At 70.0% G+C, this 15,965-nt stretch carries 12 protein-coding genes; 5 read left to right on the top strand and 7 right to left on the bottom strand.

The genetic code is table 11. The annotated features are described in order from the left end of the window. The first annotated feature begins 154 nt into the window (after positions 1–154). Positions 155–4,243, top strand: a complete 4,089-nt coding sequence (locus tag OHA05_RS09700; RefSeq protein WP_328860318.1) for an Ig domain-containing protein — start codon at positions 155–157, stop codon at positions 4,241–4,243. A 119-nt stretch (positions 4,244–4,362) separates the two neighbouring features. Here the strand turns inward: OHA05_RS09700 and OHA05_RS09695 are convergent, their stop codons facing one another. Next, positions 4,363–5,763, bottom strand: coding sequence for an NAD(P)/FAD-dependent oxidoreductase (locus OHA05_RS09695; protein WP_328860317.1), 1,401 nt, complete (start codon positions 5,761–5,763; stop codon positions 4,363–4,365). Positions 5,764–6,010: 247 nt separating this feature from the next. After that, positions 6,011–6,901, bottom strand: a complete 891-nt coding sequence (locus OHA05_RS09690; protein ID WP_328860316.1) for a TIGR01777 family oxidoreductase — start codon at positions 6,899–6,901, stop codon at positions 6,011–6,013. A 44-nt stretch (positions 6,902–6,945) separates the two neighbouring features. Between OHA05_RS09690 and OHA05_RS09685 the strand changes: the two genes are divergently transcribed. Further along, complete coding sequence (locus tag OHA05_RS09685) at positions 6,946–7,440, top strand: GNAT family N-acetyltransferase (RefSeq protein WP_313946762.1); 495 nt, start codon at positions 6,946–6,948, stop codon at positions 7,438–7,440. Positions 7,441–7,473: 33 nt separating this feature from the next. On the opposite strand, the gene OHA05_RS09680 is transcribed toward OHA05_RS09685, so the two are convergent. Next, positions 7,474–7,995, bottom strand: a complete 522-nt coding sequence (locus OHA05_RS09680) for a DUF4240 domain-containing protein (RefSeq protein WP_313949036.1) — start codon at positions 7,993–7,995, stop codon at positions 7,474–7,476. Positions 7,996–8,105: 110 nt separating this feature from the next. On the opposite strand from OHA05_RS09680, the gene OHA05_RS09675 reads away from it, so the two are divergent. Further along, the gene (locus OHA05_RS09675) at positions 8,106–9,023 is read left to right on the top strand and encodes an SDR family oxidoreductase (protein ID WP_313946763.1); all 918 of its coding nucleotides are present in this window, start codon (positions 8,106–8,108) and stop codon (positions 9,021–9,023) included. A 57-nt stretch (positions 9,024–9,080) separates the two neighbouring features. On the opposite strand, the gene OHA05_RS09670 is transcribed toward OHA05_RS09675, so the two are convergent. The 4 genes from OHA05_RS09670 to OHA05_RS09655 all read right to left on the bottom strand — a co-directional run bounded on the left by OHA05_RS09670 (position 9,081) and on the right by OHA05_RS09655 (position 14,755). After that, positions 9,081–10,046 carry a helix-turn-helix transcriptional regulator gene (locus tag OHA05_RS09670; protein WP_328860315.1) on the bottom strand — a complete coding sequence of 322 codons (966 nt, stop codon included), beginning with the start codon at positions 10,044–10,046 and terminating at the stop codon, positions 9,081–9,083. A gap of 19 nt (positions 10,047–10,065) precedes the next feature. After that, a complete protein-coding gene (locus OHA05_RS09665) occupies positions 10,066–10,887 on the bottom strand; it encodes a MerR family transcriptional regulator (RefSeq protein ID WP_313946765.1) in 822 nt (273 codons plus the stop codon). Positions 10,888–11,006: 119 nt separating this feature from the next. Continuing rightward, entirely contained in the window at positions 11,007–13,685 is a 2,679-nt protein-coding gene (aceE, locus tag OHA05_RS09660) for a pyruvate dehydrogenase (acetyl-transferring), homodimeric type (protein ID WP_328860314.1), read from the bottom strand. A gap of 446 nt (positions 13,686–14,131) precedes the next feature. Next, positions 14,132–14,755: a GntR family transcriptional regulator gene (locus OHA05_RS09655; RefSeq protein ID WP_328860313.1), complete on the bottom strand. Its 624-nt coding sequence runs from the start codon at positions 14,753–14,755 to the stop codon at positions 14,132–14,134. A 121-nt stretch (positions 14,756–14,876) separates the two neighbouring features. Here OHA05_RS09655 and OHA05_RS09650 point away from each other — a divergent pair, with 121 nt between their 5' ends. Both OHA05_RS09650 and OHA05_RS09645 read left to right on the top strand, forming a co-directional pair. Beyond that, positions 14,877–15,710 carry a helix-turn-helix domain-containing protein gene (locus tag OHA05_RS09650; RefSeq protein WP_313946768.1) on the top strand — a complete coding sequence of 278 codons (834 nt, stop codon included), beginning with the start codon at positions 14,877–14,879 and terminating at the stop codon, positions 15,708–15,710. Next, positions 15,707–15,907 carry a DUF397 domain-containing protein gene (locus OHA05_RS09645; protein WP_328860312.1) on the top strand — a complete coding sequence of 67 codons (201 nt, stop codon included), beginning with the start codon at positions 15,707–15,709 and terminating at the stop codon, positions 15,905–15,907. Before OHA05_RS09650 ends, OHA05_RS09645 begins: the two co-directional genes overlap by 4 nt. Positions 15,908–15,965 lie beyond the last annotated feature (58 nt).

The following is a 15,965-nucleotide window of genomic DNA, read 5'->3' as shown; positions in this document are numbered from 1 at the left end:
GGCGTGTCTTCTGTGTGTATGTCGCCGACGCGCGCTGGACGACCGATTCCGGCCGTCCCGATGACCAGCGGCCCTCTGCGGCCCCGGCCGGGCATTGCCCGGCAGCTCTACCTGCACGGCCCGGTTGGGGCCGACTCCACGGAAGCTGCACGCCATGAGCGTAGAAACGTTTCTCTCCTCTTCTTCGAAGCGGTCCGACCCTGCCGCCGCCGCGCAGACGCCGAACAGCTTCACCGTCAGTACGCAATTGATGGAAGATGCCGTGGTCGCCAGTGCGGTGAGCATGCGCGACGGCCGCAACCAGCAGGCGCTCTTCGCCAATCCCTTCAACAAAGGGAGTGAGGAAGCGCTCATCATCGACGACGAGGGCCACCTCACGTACCTCGCGCGCACGGCCGCCTCCGAAACCGGCTGGAAGCAGCAGCAGGTCGTGGTTGCCGACGAGCCGGCGCTGTGCGACGAAGTCGTGACCGTGGTCCACCCCGACGGAACCGTCTGGGCGGCGTGCGTACCTACATGGGCCGCCGACGACTGGCTCTTTCTGCGTCTCGTCCAGAAGGGCCGGACCGACAAGGGCGAGCCCATCTGCGCCTGGGTGCGTGAGGCCGGCGTGCTGAACGACCTGCCGCGCAGCGAACTCGGCCTGGCCGTGAGCTACTCACCCGATGCCGGACCCACGCTGATATCCGGTCACATCGAAACATCCGGCACGGACAGGCAGTTGGTCATCGGCATCGTCTCAGCCTCGTTCCTGACCCCGGGCTCCGACGGGATCAACGGCTGGACGGCGGTCACACGCACCGTGCCCAACGTGCCCCCCGACACCATCTCCATCGCCGGCGGAGGGTTCGTCAGCACCCGCTCGACAAAGGGCAAGCCCTTCCACGTCGTCTACCTGCGCGACATCCGCGGCTCGGCGGAACGCACCATCCGCGTGAGCTTCTCCGGCACGCAGGGGCAGCAGCCGGACACCTCGATCTACGGCAAGTTCTGCGGCACTTGGAACGCCCCGGCGCTCCCGCAGATGAACCAGCAAAGTGATGTGGGTGTGGCGTGGCTCGACCCCAACGGGTCGCTGCACTTCACCTACTGGACCCCCAACAGCCGCGTCGAAGCGGGCTCGCTCCCCGTCCAACTGGTACGCGCGCAGATCTGGCAGGACGCCGACAACTCCCTGCACGTCTTCGGCCTCGACAGCCGTAACACGCTGCAGGTGATCCATCAACAGGCATATGTCCAGGACGGTGACGCGTTGCGTCTGCGGTGGACCGAGGCCCGCGCGACCTCCGGCGCTGCCACCACCGTCTCCGTGGGCCTGCATGCCAAGGTCGCGGCCTATCACCTGGACCCGTACCCGGACTACCGGCCCAACGAGCTCATCACCATGGAGGGAATGCTTCCGTCCGAGTCCTTCTGCATCTGTACGCAGGACCTGGTCAACGGTGAGTGGGCCATGGACCGGGTGCGGCTGACATCCACCGAACACCCGCACCTGGTCAGCCACTACGTCGCCGACGTCACGCTGGTCGACGGGACGGGGTTCGCCGTACCCAACCAGCCCGTCGACGTCTCCGCCGACACTCTCGTCGAGGTGCAGATCGACAGCCGTTCGTACCTCGTGGGGCCCGGACGCAGCGCCCGGTCCATGACCGGGCCCACGGGGAAGGCCTCCATCTCCGTCGCGGCTCGCGGACTCACGCCCGCCGTCATCGTGCTCAATGCCGAGGGTGTCGCGAACGGCACCTCGATCGACTTCTCCGCCCCCGTCAGCGACTACCTGGCCGGCAAGGGCACCCTCCCCTCGCAACGCGGCCTACTGAACGCGGACGAGCTGCGCAACGCCCAGGTCACGAACGCCCGAGGGGAGCAACAGCCGCTCGTGGCCGACTGGAACAAGATCAAGGACAAGTACCAGCTCGAACCGCAGACCGTCGTCGAGCACTGCAAGGCTGTCTACGGCATGGCCACGGGAGACCAGAAGCTGCCCCGCATGTCCGTAGCGGGCTTCCGGGCACCGCAGGAGGTCAAGGGCTACGTCATTCAGTTCTGGGATCCCTCCAGGCCGGCGTTCCAGATCTTCCGCACCCAGGAGCAGATCGACGATTACCACGCCTACCGCGACAGCCACCCGTCCTACGGTGGCTGGTGGGACGACGTCACGAGCTGGGTGAGTGACGTGTGGGAGGGAATCAAGACCGGCGCCACGCAGATCGCCGAGATCTTCGTCGATGCCGTCGTGAAGCTCGCCATCTGGGTCGGCGACGCCATCGTCTCCCTCGGGGAATTCATCGTGGAGACGGTGGAGCAGGCCGCGCGCGCCGTGGAAGCGGTGTTCCAGGCGATCGCCGACGCGGTCCAGCGAGCCATCGACTGGCTGAAGTCCTTGTTCGCTCTGAAGGACATCTGGGACACCGCGCAAGCACTCGAGAAAGCGTTCAAGTCCCTCGGTCCGATCGCCGTCTCGACGATCGACCATCTCCGCCCGCAGGCGCGCGGATGGTTCGCGGACAAGGAGGCCCGGTTCGACGCCCTGCTCGATTCCCTGCTGGCGGAGTACAAGGGCGCCCGCATGGACGACTTCCAGAACAAGGTCCCACCGGCCACGGCGCCCACCGGCACACCTCTTGAGAAGGACAAACTGAGTACACCGCAGGCCACGTGGATGTACAACAAGACGTTCTCGTCCGCGAATCCGGGACTCAAGGCGCTCTGGGACCCGCCGATGCGGCCGCAGGACGAGGACACTCTCGCGGATATCAATGATCTGCTCAGCTCCCTCCTCGGTTCGCCGAGTCTGGAAAGCCTCATCGAGCAGGGCAAACTGCTCTACGACGCGATCGACAAATTCTGCGAAGTCGACTCCGGCAGTGGCGCCGGCAGGTCCGCCTTCGAGGAAGTCGTCGAAGCGGTCCGCTCACTGGTCAAAAAGGCCATCCACGCACTGTCGGACCTTGCCGACAAGTTCCTCGAGGTCTCGTCGAAACTCAGCGCGAAATTCTGGGACCTCCTCGACCTGCCCATCCCGACTGTCGTGGGTGCCCTGTTGAACACCCTGTACAAGTGGGTGGGCAAGATGGCGACCGGAACGGAGCCCACAGGCGACCTGACGCTCGGAAAGCTGGTCTGCCTCATCGCCGCGTTCTTCTACACGGTCGTCCACAAACTGATCCACGGCGTCGACAACCCGCCGTTCCCAGGCGGCGACTTCCCCGAGATCCCGCTGCCCCCCTGGGATCCGCGCTACGACGCCTCGAGTACCCCCGCGGAGGACGACTGGGAATTCAATGCCCAGATGGTCAGGCTTCAGGCCGGATTCGGGATCGTCTGCATGGTCGGGCAAGGGCTGACCGTAGGCGTGAGCGACTACTACATGCCTGTGTACGCGGCACCCGACAACCCTGTGCCACCGAAGTCGGTCATCTCCACCGTCGCGCTGATCAACGCCGCGACCGATGTGTTCACGCTGGCGTCACTCGTCTACACGATTCCTCCCATCATGGGCGACTACAAGTGGGAGAACAAGGAAGGGGCCGCCGCCTGGGGAGTCCAGACAGCCCGGCTCGTCGTGGACTTGGGTCTGACCGTGGTCGGTCATCTCATCGAGAAGATCGGGTACCGGTCGACGCTGCTCAAGAACGTCGGGACGGTGCTCAACAAGGCCCACCACATCTTCGAGGGCTCGATCGCGCACCTCCTGGTGGGTTCGGTCAGCCTCGGCTGCGGTGTTGCGGCCGTCCAGAAACATCCTCCCGCCAACGAGCAGTTGGCGCAGTGCGCGCTTGCCAGCGCGGTACTCCAGAACACACCGGACATCGTCCAGTTCTTCCGAGCCGTCGTCCGGTGGTTCTTCGGGGCCGAACCGCAGGTCAACTACGCCTACGGTGTGCTGGCCGTCGTGGACGGGGTCGCGGTGGCGGCGGCCAACGGACTGATCGGCATACCTGCCGCTATGGCGGAGGAGCATCCGCCCACTCTGGATACGACGAAGACGCCGCCTTCGCAATCCAAAGGCACGCCCTTCGCGTGGCAGCCCACCGGTTCCGGGGGGACCGAGGCGTACAACAAGCCGGCCGTCTGGGAATTCTCGGGCCTGCCGCCGTCGCTCGCCGGCGACGCGAAGACCGGCAAGATCACCGGCACGCTGCCCGATACGGCGCGTGACTACCCCATCACCGTCACGATCAAGGACAGCTTCTCTCCACCGCTGGGAGCGAGCCACACCTTCACGCTCAAGGTCACGTAGCCAGCGTCGCTTCCCGCGCCGAGATGGTCCCCATGCGCCGACCGGGGACCATCTCCCGTGTCTCGCGGCAGGTCCACGTCAGTGATCGTGGCACCCAGCAACACCGTGCGGGACAGCTGCTACGCCGCCGAGCGGAGCGGGGCCCGGTCCGGCACGCGGACGCCCATGTCCCGCAGCACCGCCTCCGCCGCCCTCCGGCCCGAGTGCAGCGCCCCCTGCACCGTGCTCGTGTCCCGGTGGTCCCCGCACACGTACAGGCCCGCCAGCAGACGTACCGGGCGGCGGACGTCGTGCGGTGGCGGCATCGCCGGGACCGCCTCCGGGTCGTGGTGGACCGCCAGCAGTGACCAGTCCGCCGTGGGCGTCCCGTACAGCTTCGCCAGATGCGTGCGGACCTGCCGGTCCAGATACGGCGGCGGCGTGCCCAGCACCGTCGAGGAGATCAGTACCCGGCCCCGCGGCGCCCGTGTCGGGTCGACCTCGCTCATCACCGCGGTGTGCGAGACGGGACCTTCACGCTCCGCGTCGAGGACCAGCGCCGACCCCGTGGGCGGTGCGCACGGCGCCGTGTGGTGCAGCACCGTCACCGGATGGAACGCCGGCACCCGCAGCCCCGGCAGCAGTTCGGCCGCCTCCCGCGCCCCCGTCGCCAGCACCAGCGCGCGGCAGGTCAGTTCGCCGTAATCCTCGGTGCTGACCCTGTTGATCGACGCGTCCTTCACCCGCACGCCCGTGAGTACCGTGCCCGGTGGCAGCGCGGCGGCCAGCCGCTCGGGCAGTGTCGCCGCGCCGCCCTCCGGAACGCACATACGGCCGCGGGCGAAGCCCCGCAGCGCCAAGTCGGCGCAGCGGCTCGACGTCGTCAGCTCCGGGTCGCAGAGCAGCGCGGACAGCAGCGGGCGCAGGAAGCCCTGGACCGTACGGGCGGGGAGGCCGCGCGCGGCCAGCGACTGGGCCGTGGTCCGTTCCGGACGGGCCATCAGGCGTTCCACGGAGGTGCCCGCGAGCCGGGCCAGGGACGCGCCGAGCCGGGCCTCGTCCAGCGGCCTGGGGGCGCCGGCGAGGGCGCGCGCGACCGTGAACGCGCCCCCTATGCCCCGGAGGGCGTGCGGCGGCCCCCACGCCGTGCCCCGAGCCCCCTGAGCCGCCCCGCTCCGTACCGCCCGCAGCGACCCCCGTCCCGCACTCCCCGGCTCCGACGCCCGGTGGACCGTCTCGCCGGTCCGCTGAAGCCGCCCCCCGCTGTGCACGAGGACTCCCGGTGCGAACGGCCGCAGGACCACCTCTCCGAGGCCGGCCGTGCGATGCAGCTCGGGGTACGAGGTGTTGAGCAACTGGCCCGCGCGGTCGAGCCGGAAGCCGTCGATCTCCTCGGTGGCCATGCGGCCGCCCGGCCTGGCGGCGGCTTCCAGCACGGTGACGCTGAGGCCTGCCGCGATGAGCTGATGAGCCGCCGAGAGGCCGGCTGTACCGGCCCCGACAATGATGACGTCCGCATGGTGAGCGGTGCTGATGAGCACGTGCCCCTCCCCGAGGTCGGCGCGGCTGGTGGGAGGCTCATGCCCCCAACAGGCTCCCGGGATACCCGAGTTCGGTCGAGAGTAGGCAGCGGTGGCCGAACCACGGCTCGCGCATGCGGCGGGGCACCGTAGCGCGGGGGGCGCGCGTCCGCGGAGGTCGCGCGCCGGGTCCCGCGCCCGGACGCCGGGGGGCGCGACGGGCCGTCACCGCGGCCCCGGGCTCGGACTCCGGGCGCGCCGCGGGCCGTTACCTCAGTGCCGCGCCGACCGCTTCGTCGATGCCGGGGAACGCGAACGTGAACCCCGAGTCCAGCAGCCGTCGCGGCAGCACCCGCTGACTGCCCAGCACGTCACCCGCCATGTCACCGAGCGCGATCTTCAAGGCGGCCGACGGCACCGTGAAGACCGTCGGCCGGTGCAGCGCCCGCCCCATCGCGGCGGTCACCTCCCGGTTGGTGACCGGCTGCGGGGACGTGAGGTTCACCGGACCCGACAGGGACTCCGTGTCCAGGATGTGCCGCAGCGCCGCGACCTCGTCATGCAGCGAGATGAAGCTCCAGTACTGCCGGCCGTCGCCGAGCCGGCCGCCGAGACCCGCCTTGAACAGCGGGAACAGCCGTCCCCACGCCCCGCCCTTGCGGGAGACCACCAGGCCGGTCCGGGCGAAGGCGGTCCGTACGCCGGCCTCGGCCGCAGGGGCCGCCGCCTCCTCCCACTCCACGCACAGATTCGGCAGAAAACCGTCCCCCGGCGGGGCCTCCTCGTCCACCGCGTGGTCCCCGGTGTCGCCGTAGAAGCCGACCGCGCTGCCGCAGACGAGCACCCGCGGCGGGGTGTCCAGAGAGGCCAGTGCCTCCGCGACGGCCGCCGTGCCCAGCACCCGGCTGTCACGGATCTCCTTGCGGTACGCGTCCGTCCAGCGGCGCGCCCCGACCCCCGCTCCGGCGAGATGCACCACGGCCTCGCAGCCCACCAGGCCCGCCGCGTCGACGTACTGCCGGTGCGGGTCCCATTCGACCTCGTCCCCGCTCCGCGCGGGCCGCCGCACGAGGCGCACCACCTCGTGCCCGTCGGAGCGCAGTGAGCGCACAAGTGCCGTACCGATGAGTCCGGTGGAGCCGGTGACCGCGATCCGCATGGCCTCATCCTGCCCCGGCCGACCCCCGTGACACAGTTGCCTCCATGCCCGAGTCGCACATACGCCCCGCGCTGCGTACCGACGAGGAGGCTCTCGGCCGGCTCGACCGGGACACCTGGTCGACGCTCCACGCCGTCACGCCGCGACCGATGCCTCCGTACGCACCGTTCTTCGACGCCCAGCACCGGCCCGGCGACTTCCTCGTCGCCGAGGACGCCGACGGCACGCTCATCGGCTTCATCCGCCTCGTCCCGCCCACGCCTCTCGCCTGCAATCAGCACGTGCGCCAGATACAGGGCCTCGCGGTCGCTGCCAGGGCCCGCGGCCGGGGGACCGGGCGGGCCCTGGTGCGTGCGGCGTGCGAGCTGGCACGCCGGCAGGGCGCCGTACGCATCACGCTGCGGGTGCTCGGGCACAACAAGCCGGCCCGGGCCCTGTACGAGGCCGAGGGGTTCGCGGTCGAGGGTGTGCTGCCGGGGGAGTTCTGGCTGGACGGCCGCTATGCCGACGACGTCATGATGGGCCGCTCCCTCCGCTGAGACCGGCCGGCGAGCGCTGCCCGCGGCCGGTTCTCACAGGTCGCCGAAGCGGTCCCAGAGTTTCGGGAAGCGCCCGGCCAGCGCGGAGTCGTCGTCGAAGTCGAAGGGGGTGCCCGCGGGCTCCGCGGTCTGCGGCGCGATCCCCAGGTCCGGTGCGACGACTCCGGTGAGCTGCTCGTACGCCTCGTCCGCCGCGTATCCGAGCTCCTCACCGTCCCCGTCGATGTCCTCGTCGAACTCCTCCAGCAGCTCGGCGAGGGAGTCCGGGTCGTGCACCGCCGCTTCGAAGATCTCCCGGCCCTGGCCGATGAGCCAGCAGCGGAAGTAGTCGAACGCGTCGTCGCTGGCGCCGCCGAGGAGCACGGCAGCCGCGCCCCACAGGTCCCAGGTGTAGGCGCGGTTGTAGCGGGCCTCGAAGTGCCGGGCGAAATCCAGCACGGAGTCCGGGTCGAGCTGCAGCAGCCGCTCGACCAGCAGATCGGCATGGTCCTCGGGGTCACCCTCGGCGCGTTCGCGGGTGCTGTCGACGATCTCCCAGAACTCCGTCTCGTCCATCACGGGTCCAGCATCGTGGTTGGCGGGGGGCTGCGCACGCGGAGCCACGAAATGCCGACTCTTTTGAATGGCGGACAGAAGGTGTCGGGTATTCGTGCGACGGTCGCATCATGACGACGCAGAAGACACTTGCCGGGAAGATCGCCCTGGTCGCGGGGGCCACACGGGGCGCGGGCCGGGCCATCGCCGAACAGCTCGGCGCCGCCGGGGCGACCGTGTACGTGACCGGCCGCACCACGCGTACGCAGGTCAGTGAGGTGGGCCGGGCCGGCGAGACGATCGAGCAGACGGCGGACCTGGTGTCCGCCGCGGGCGGTACCGGCATCGCGGTGCCGACCGACCACCTCGAGGCGGATCAGGTACGGGCGCTGACCGAACGCATCGACCGCGACCACGGGCGCCTCGACATCCTGGTGAACGACGTCTGGGGCGGGAACTTCCTGCTCGACTTCAACACCAGGATGTGGGACGTCGACCTGGACCGCGGTCTGCGGATGCTGGATCTCGGCACCCGCAGTCACATCATCACCAGCAGCATCGCGCTGCCCCTGCTGGTGCGCGAGCCCGGCGGCCTGGTCGTCGAGGTGACCGACGGCACCGCCGAGACCAACAAGGGTTTCCGCGAGAACTTCTTCTACGACCTGGCCAAGAACACGCCGATCCGGATGGCCTTCATCCTGGGCGAGGAGCTGAAGAGCGTCGGGTGCTCGGCCGTGGCGGTCACGCCCGGCTTCCTCCGTTCCGAGGAGATGCTCGACATCTTCGGCCTCACCGAGGAGACCTGGCGGGACGGGATCGACAAGCAGGAGCACTGGGCGCTGTCGGAGTCGCCGCTGTACCTCGGCCGCGGGGTGGCGGCGCTGGCCGCGGACCCGGAGAGGGCCCGCTGGAACGGGATGTCGCTCGACAGCGGGAAGCTGGCGAGGGAGTACGGGTTCACGGACGCGGACGGGAGCCGGCCGGACGTGTGGGGCTACATGCTGGCGGAGCAGGCGGGCGGAAAGCCGTCGATCGACGACTACCGGTAGACGACCACCGGCAGGAGTCCTGAGGGCGGTGGTGGTCCGCCCGTCGGCCGGGGCGGTCTACCGGTACAGCCGGGCCGTCCGCTCCGCCGTCTCCGCGAACTGTTCCCGCAGCTCCGGCGGCTCCAGGATCTCCACCTCCGGGCCCAGCGCGAACAGCTGGCCGAATGCCACCTGATGGCTCTCCACCGGCAGCGTGAGGGTCAGCCGGCCCTCCGCGTCCGGGGGACCGGCCGACTCCAGCGCCTCACCGGCCGCCGCCCGGTCGGTGAGGTACGGCAGGCGCGCGGCGCCGCGTTCCGTCACCCGGAGCACCACCTCCGCCCGCAGGATGGAGCGCGCGAACTGCGCCGCGCGCTTCTCCCAGAACCCCGGCAGATCGAAGTCCTCGTCGCGTTCGAAGAACGAGCCGTCCGCCTCCACCGAGGAGAAACGGTCGATCCGGTACACCCGGAACGTGCCGTCCGCGCGGGCGCAGAGGTACCAGACACCCGCCTTCAGCACGAGGCCGTACGGCTCCAACTCCCGCTCCACCTCGGCGTCCTGACGGCGGTACGCCGCCCGGACGCGGCGGTCCTCCCAGACCGCCTCCGCGATCGCCGGGAGCAGCTCCGGTGTGCGGGGCTCCTGGTACCAGCCGGGGGCGTCGAGATGGAAGCGCTGCGCCGCGCTCTCGGAGGCGTTGCTCACCGAGGGCAGCAGCGCCGCGGACACCTTCAGCCGGGCCGCGGACGCCGCGTCCTCCAGACCCATGTCCCTGAGCGCGCCCGGCAGCCCGGAGAGGAACAGGGCCTCGGCCTCGCTGCGGCCGAGGCCCGTCAGCCGGGTGCGGTAGCCGCCGATCAGCCGGTACCCGCCGGCCCGCCCGCGGTCCGCGTAGACCGGGACCCCGGCCTCCGAGAGCGCGAGTGCGTCACGGGTGATGGTGCGCTCCGAGACCTCCAGTTCCTCGGCCAGCTCGGCGCCGGTCATGGAGGGCCTGGCCTGGAGGAGCAGCACCATCTTGATCAGCCGGGCAGCACGCATGCCCCCATCATGGCCCAGCTCAGGCGAGCGGCTCCTGGAGTTCCGTCACCCACCCGTCGAAGTCGCCGGGCGGGCATTCCAGGGACACTTCGCGGGCGTAGCCGGCCGAGATGTGGCCCCCCGACTCGATCCAGCGGGCCAGTGTCTGCGCGGTCGGCAGGACGCCCTGCATCGAGCCGCGGTGCACGATGGTCGCCGCCCGTTCGACGGCCGGCAGCTCCACGATCGCGAAGTCCAGGTCCGGCCGGTGGGCCTCGGAGACGGTGACACCCGCGTGCACGACCACGGCGCCGTTCCCCTCCGGAGCGTCCTCGTAGTAGGCGATACCGGGTCCGGTCGGCGTCACACCGGACGCCTCCACGCGGCGGAACAGTTCCTCGTACAGGGGAGAGATGACGGGCCCGATGTCCTCGGGTCCGTAGCTCGCGGCGGTGGCGGTCAGCTCGGCCACCCGCACGGCGGGGATGCTCTTCACGATGACGTCGTCGGTGGGCATGAAACCCTCGCTCTCGATCGACCGGAGCCTCGCCTCGACCTGCGCCAGCCGTGCGGCCGCCGCGGCCATCGCCTCCTCCAGCTCCGCCCGTCGCAGCACGAGCATCCCGCGCAGTTCCTCCGTGCCCACCTTGTCCTCCAGGATCTCCTGCACCTGTTGCAGGGTGAAGCCGAGATCCTTGAGGGCGATGACACGGTTGAGGCGGGCGAGCTGGGCGGCCGTGTAGTAGCGGTAGCCGCTGTACAGGTCGGTGTGGGCGGGACGCAGCAGCCCGATCGCGTCGTAGTGACGCAGCATGCGGGCCGACACACGGCCGTGCCTGGCGAAGTCTCCGATGGTGAACATGACGCCTCCCACTGCACGCCTTCACACGGTGTCAGGGTCAAGCATCGCCCGTGCGGACGGACGAGGACCCCGGCGGGGGTGGCTCCGCCGGGGTCCTCGCACGCACACGCCTCAGGGAGCTACAGGCCGTAGCGCTCCCGCGCCTCCTTCACGGCGGAGGCCGGTACCTCGCCGCGCTTGGCGAGCTGGGCCAGTGCCGCGACGGTGATCGACTGCGCGTCCACGCCGAAGTGCCGGCGGGCCGCCTCGCGGGTGTCCGAGAGGCCGAAGCCGTCCGTGCCGAGCGAGGACCAGTCCTGCTCGACCCACTGGCTGATCTGGTCCGGGACCTGACGCATCCAGTCGCTGACCGCGAGGACCGGGCCCGGAGCGCCCTCCAGCGCCTGGGCGACGTACGGGGTGCGCTGCTCGCCGCGGAGCAGGGCCTCGTCGGCCTCCAGCGCGTCCCGGCGCAGCTCGCCCCACGAGGTCGCGGACCACACGTCGGCCGTGACGCCCCAGTCGGCGGCGAGCAGTTCCTGTGCCTCCAGGGCCCAGTGGATCGCCGTGCCGGAGGCCAGCAGCTGGAGCCGCGGCGCGTCCGCGGAGGCCGACACGCCTTCCTTGAAGCGGTACAGACCGCGCAGGATGCCTTCCTCGACGCCCTCGGGCATCGCGGGCTGCACCTTGGGCTCGTTGTAGACCGTCAGGTAGTAGAAGACGTTCTCGTTCTGGTCGGCTTCCCGCCCGTACATCCGGCGCAGACCGTCCTTGACGATCACCGAGATCTCGTACGCGAACGCCGGGTCGTAGTTGAGCGACGCCGGGTTGGTGGACGCGATCAGATGCGAGTGGCCGTCCGCGTGCTGGAGGCCCTCACCGGTCAGCGTCGTACGTCCGGCGGTGGCGCCCACGATGAAGCCCTTGCCGAGCTGGTCGGCGAGCTGCCACATCTGGTCGGCCGTGCGCTGCCAGCCGAACATCGAGTAGAAGATGTAGAACGGGATCATCGGCTCGCCGTGCGTCGCGTACGACGTGGAGGCGGCGATGAAGTCGGCCATGGACCCGGCCTCGGTGATCCCCTCGTTGAGGATCTGGCCGTCCTTGGCCTCCTTGTAGTACATCAGCTGGTCGCGGTCGACCGGCTCGTACGTCTGGCCCATCGGCGAGTAGATGCCGGCCGACGGGAAGAGCGACTCCATACCGAAGGTGCGGGCCTCGTCGGGGACGATCGGGACCCAGCGCCTGCCGGTCTCCTTGTCCCGCATGAGGTCCTTCACCAGCCGGACGAAGGCCATGGTGGTGGCCATCTCCTGCTTGCCGGAACCCTTTTCGAGCGCCTTGAAGCCGCGCTCCTCGGGGGCGGGCAGTGCCACGGCCCGCACCCGGCGGGCCGGGGCGGGGCCGCCGAGGGCCGCGCGGCGCTCCTGGAGGTAGCGGACCTCGGGGGAGTCGGCGCCGGGGTGGCCGTAGGGCACCAGGCCGTCGGCGAACGCGCTGTCCGGGATGGGGAGACCGAGCAGGTCCCGCATGCCCTTGAACTCGTCCGTCGTCAGCTTCTTCATCTGGTGGTTGGCGTTCTTGGACTCGAAGCCCTTGCCGAGCGTGTAGCCCTTGACCGTCTGCGCCAGGATCACGGTCGGCGCGCCCTTGTGCTCGACGGCCGCGCGGTACGCCGCGTACACCTTGCGGGCCTCATGGCCGCCGCGGGAGGTGAAGAAGAGTTCGGCGATCTTGTCATCGGTGATCAGCTTCGCCAGCTCGACGAGCGCGGGCTCGGCGCCGAAGAAGTGCTCGCGGATGTAGGCCGCGTCCCGGGTGGCGTACGTCTGGAACTGGGCGTCCGGCACCTCGCGCAGACGGCGCACGAGCGCGCCCGTGGTGTCGAGGGCGAACAGCTCGTCCCAGGCGGAGCCCCACAGCGACTTGATGACGTTCCAGCCGGCGCCGCGGAACTGGGCCTCCAGCTCCTGCACGATCTTGAAGTTGGCCCGGACCGGTCCGTCGAGGCGCTGCAGGTTGCAGTTGATGACGAAGGTCAGGTTGTCGAGCTGCTCACGGGACGCGAGCGCGAGGGCCGCGGTCGACTCGGGCTCGTCCATCTCGCCATCGCCGAGGAATGCCCACACGTGCGAGTTCGCCGTGTCCTTGATCCCGCGGTTGTGCAGATAGCGGTTGAAGCGCGCCTGGTAGATCGCGGAGAGCGGGCCGAGGCCCATGGAGACGGTGGGGAACTCCCACAGCCACGGCAGGCGGCGGGGGTGCGGGTACGACGGCAGACCGTTGCCGCCGGACTCCTGGCGGAAGAGGTCGAGCTGCTGCTCGGACAGCCGGCCGTCGAGGAAGGCGCGGGCGTAGATGCCGGGGGAGGCGTGGCCCTGGATGTAGAGCTGGTCGCCGCTGCCGTCACCCTCCTTGCCGCGGAAGAAGTGGTTGAAGCCGGTCTCGTAGAGCCAGGCCGCGGAGGCGAAGGTGGCGATGTGGCCGCCGACGCCGTGGCGGGAGCCCCGGGTCACCATGGCGGCCGCGTTCCAGCGGTTCCAGGCGGTGATCCGGGATTCCAGCTCCTCGTCGCCGTCGAAGGCGGGCTCGGCGGAGGTGGGGATGGTGTTGACGTAGTCCGTCTCCAGCAGCCGCGGCACGGGAACCCCGGCCGTCTCGGCGTGCTGGAGGGTGCGGCGCATCAGGTACGCGGCCCGGTGGGGGCCGGCGTGCTCGGTGACGGCGTCGAGGGAGGCCGCCCACTCGGCGGTCTCCTCGGCGTCGCGGTCCGGGAGCTGGTCGAGCTCGCTCGGAAGCTTGCCTACGGGGTCGGACATGATCGCCGCCTTCCGGACAGGAGGGGGGTGGAGAAAGGGGCCTTGTCTGGCAGGACGGGGCCTGGGGGTCCCCCCGACGAAGTCAGGGGGAGGGTCGGTGGACCCGAGGTGAACTGTAAGTCGCTGATCGATGATCGATCAAAGCTTCGGGCCAAATTGGCATCCGGTGCCGCAAAAGTGGGCACGCTGTGCCGCTCAGGAAGGTGATATTTCAGACACTTCGACCGCGTTCGGCTGGGTCAAGGGCTGTCCCGCAGTCCCCGGCGGGCGCACAACGACAGCGACGGCACTCCCTCAAGCTCTTCGGGCGGGGGGACCACCACGCCGCGTTGGCGGGGTGCCCGGATACGACCGGTACGAGGGCGACCCCTTCACGACCCCGTCGCGTTGCGATGCACCCGCATCCGACGCCACGCGCTGATCAATCGGCGATGACGGGACAGCCCTCAGGCGCGCGGTGCGCAGCCCAGCACATGGGCCTTCACGAGCGCCCCGATCTGTGGATCGCGGCGCTTGAAGGCCGCCACGAGCGCCTCGTGCTCCTCGGCGTAGGACTTCTGGACCGTCCCCAGCCAGCGGATCGACAGCGCCGTGAACACCTCGATGCCGAGCCCTTCCCAGGTGTGCAGCAGGACACCGTTGCCCGCCGCCCGCACCAGCTCCCGGTGGAAGGCGACCGTGTGCCGCACCTGCGCGGCCGAGTCCGCGGCCAGGTCCGCGGCGTACAGCCCGGCCACATGCGGTTCCAGGCACGAGCAGTCGTCGGCCAGCCGGTCCGCCGCGAGCTCGGCCGCGATCTGCTCCAGGCCCGCCCGCACGGGGTAGCTCTCCTCCAGGTCCGCTGCGGTGAGATTGCGGACCCGTACGCCCTTGTTCGGTGCGGACTCGATCAGCCGCAGGCTCTCCAGCTCCCGCAGTGCCTCACGGACCGGCGTCTGGGAGACCTCCAGCTCGGTCGCGATCCGCCGCTCGACGATGCGCTCGCCCGGCTTCCAGCGCCCGCTGACGATCCCCTCCACGATGTGCTCGCGGATCTGTTCGCGCAGCGAGTGGACGACGGGCGGGGTCATGGAAACTCCTCATGGGTGGCCGGGGCCGAGGTTACCGGAGCGGAACCTCATGGCTTCCCGTACGGACGCATTGTCAGGGAACGCACGCGCACAGTGACGGCTCATGGCTAGCCTTTCCGGCATGACGCAGGCCAAGGATGTGGACCCGTACGTCTCACCAAGGAGCTTCTACGGAGCGGAACTTCGCCGCTTGCGCGAGGAGAACCGGTTGTCGCAGGAGCAGTTGGGGGAGCGGGTCTTCTGCTCGGGCGCGTACATCGGCCAGTTCGAGGCCGCGAAGCGGCGCCCGCAGCAGGATATGTCGCGGCTGCTGGACGGGGTGCTGGGGTCGGGGGAGCACCTGCAGCGGCTGTGCCGGCTGGCGCAGGAGTCGAAGCACCCCGAGTACTTCGCCGACGCCGCGGAGCTGGAGAAGGAGGCCCTGACGATCAGTGAGTACGCTCCGCTGCTGATCCCGGGTCTGCTCCAGACCGAGGCGTACGCCCGCGGCATCACCCGCGCCACGCAGCCCTTCGCCGCAGACGACGTGGTGGAGCGGCACGTCACCGTACGGCTGGAACGGGCGCGCCGCCTGGACGATCCGTCGGGTCCGGAGCTCTGGGCCATCGTCCACGAGGCCGCTCTGCATGTGGTGGTGGACGAGCCGTCCGTGATGCGTGAACAGCTGGAGCAGCTCGCCGAACAGGCCCGTGACCATCACCGGGTGATGGTGCAGGTGCTGCCCTTCGCGGCCGGCCCGCCCCCGCTGACGCACGGCACGGCCATCGTGATGACCTTCGCCGACTCTCCGGCCGTCGTCTACACCGAGAGCGCGCACAGCGGCCAACTCATCGACGAACCGGCGCTGGTGACCAAGTTCCAGAAGTCATACGATCTCGTCCGGGCCGCCGCGCTGTCGCCGAAGGCGTCCCTCTCCCTGATCGCTTCGGCGGCGAAGGACTACACGACACCATGAGCCCCGATCTGAGCACAGCCATATGGCGGACGTCGTCCTACAGCAACGGGGAGGGCGGGGCATGTGTCGAGGTCGCCGACGGCTTCACCTACGTCACCCCCGTCCGCGACAGCAAGAACCCCGACGGCCCCGCCCTCGTCTTCGCGCACGCCCGCTGGGCGTCCTTCGTGAGCGCCGTCAAGCGCGGCGCCCTCTGACCGCGCCTTCGGACGACGCGACGGCGCCTTCGGACAACGCGACGGCGCCTTCGGACAA

Origin of the sequence: Streptomyces sp. NBC_00306 (assembly GCF_036169555.1) — a bacterium.
Taxonomy (GTDB): domain Bacteria; phylum Actinomycetota; class Actinomycetes; order Streptomycetales; family Streptomycetaceae; genus Streptomyces; species Streptomyces achmelvichensis.
This window is presented reverse-complemented; position numbering and strand designations above follow the sequence as displayed.

Coding starts and splice junctions, on each gene's coding strand:
- OHA05_RS09665 (WP_313946765.1), bottom strand. CDS start 10,887: ATGTTCACCATCGGAGACTTCGCCAGGCACGGCCGTGTGTCGGCCCGC.
- OHA05_RS09670 (WP_328860315.1), bottom strand. CDS start 10,046: ATGCGTGCTGCCCGGCTGATCAAGATGGTGCTGCTCCTCCAGGCCAGG.
- OHA05_RS09650 (WP_313946768.1), top strand. CDS start 14,877: ATGACGCAGGCCAAGGATGTGGACCCGTACGTCTCACCAAGGAGCTTC.
- OHA05_RS09645 (WP_328860312.1), top strand. CDS start 15,707: ATGAGCCCCGATCTGAGCACAGCCATATGGCGGACGTCGTCCTACAGC.
- OHA05_RS09655 (WP_328860313.1), bottom strand. CDS start 14,755: ATGACCCCGCCCGTCGTCCACTCGCTGCGCGAACAGATCCGCGAGCAC.
- OHA05_RS09700 (WP_328860318.1), top strand. CDS start 155: ATGAGCGTAGAAACGTTTCTCTCCTCTTCTTCGAAGCGGTCCGACCCT.
- OHA05_RS09690 (WP_328860316.1), bottom strand. CDS start 6,901: ATGCGGATCGCGGTCACCGGCTCCACCGGACTCATCGGTACGGCACTT.
- OHA05_RS09685 (WP_313946762.1), top strand. CDS start 6,946: ATGCCCGAGTCGCACATACGCCCCGCGCTGCGTACCGACGAGGAGGCT.
- OHA05_RS09680 (WP_313949036.1), bottom strand. CDS start 7,995: ATGGACGAGACGGAGTTCTGGGAGATCGTCGACAGCACCCGCGAACGC.
- OHA05_RS09675 (WP_313946763.1), top strand. CDS start 8,106: ATGACGACGCAGAAGACACTTGCCGGGAAGATCGCCCTGGTCGCGGGG.
- aceE (WP_328860314.1), bottom strand. CDS start 13,685: ATGTCCGACCCCGTAGGCAAGCTTCCGAGCGAGCTCGACCAGCTCCCG.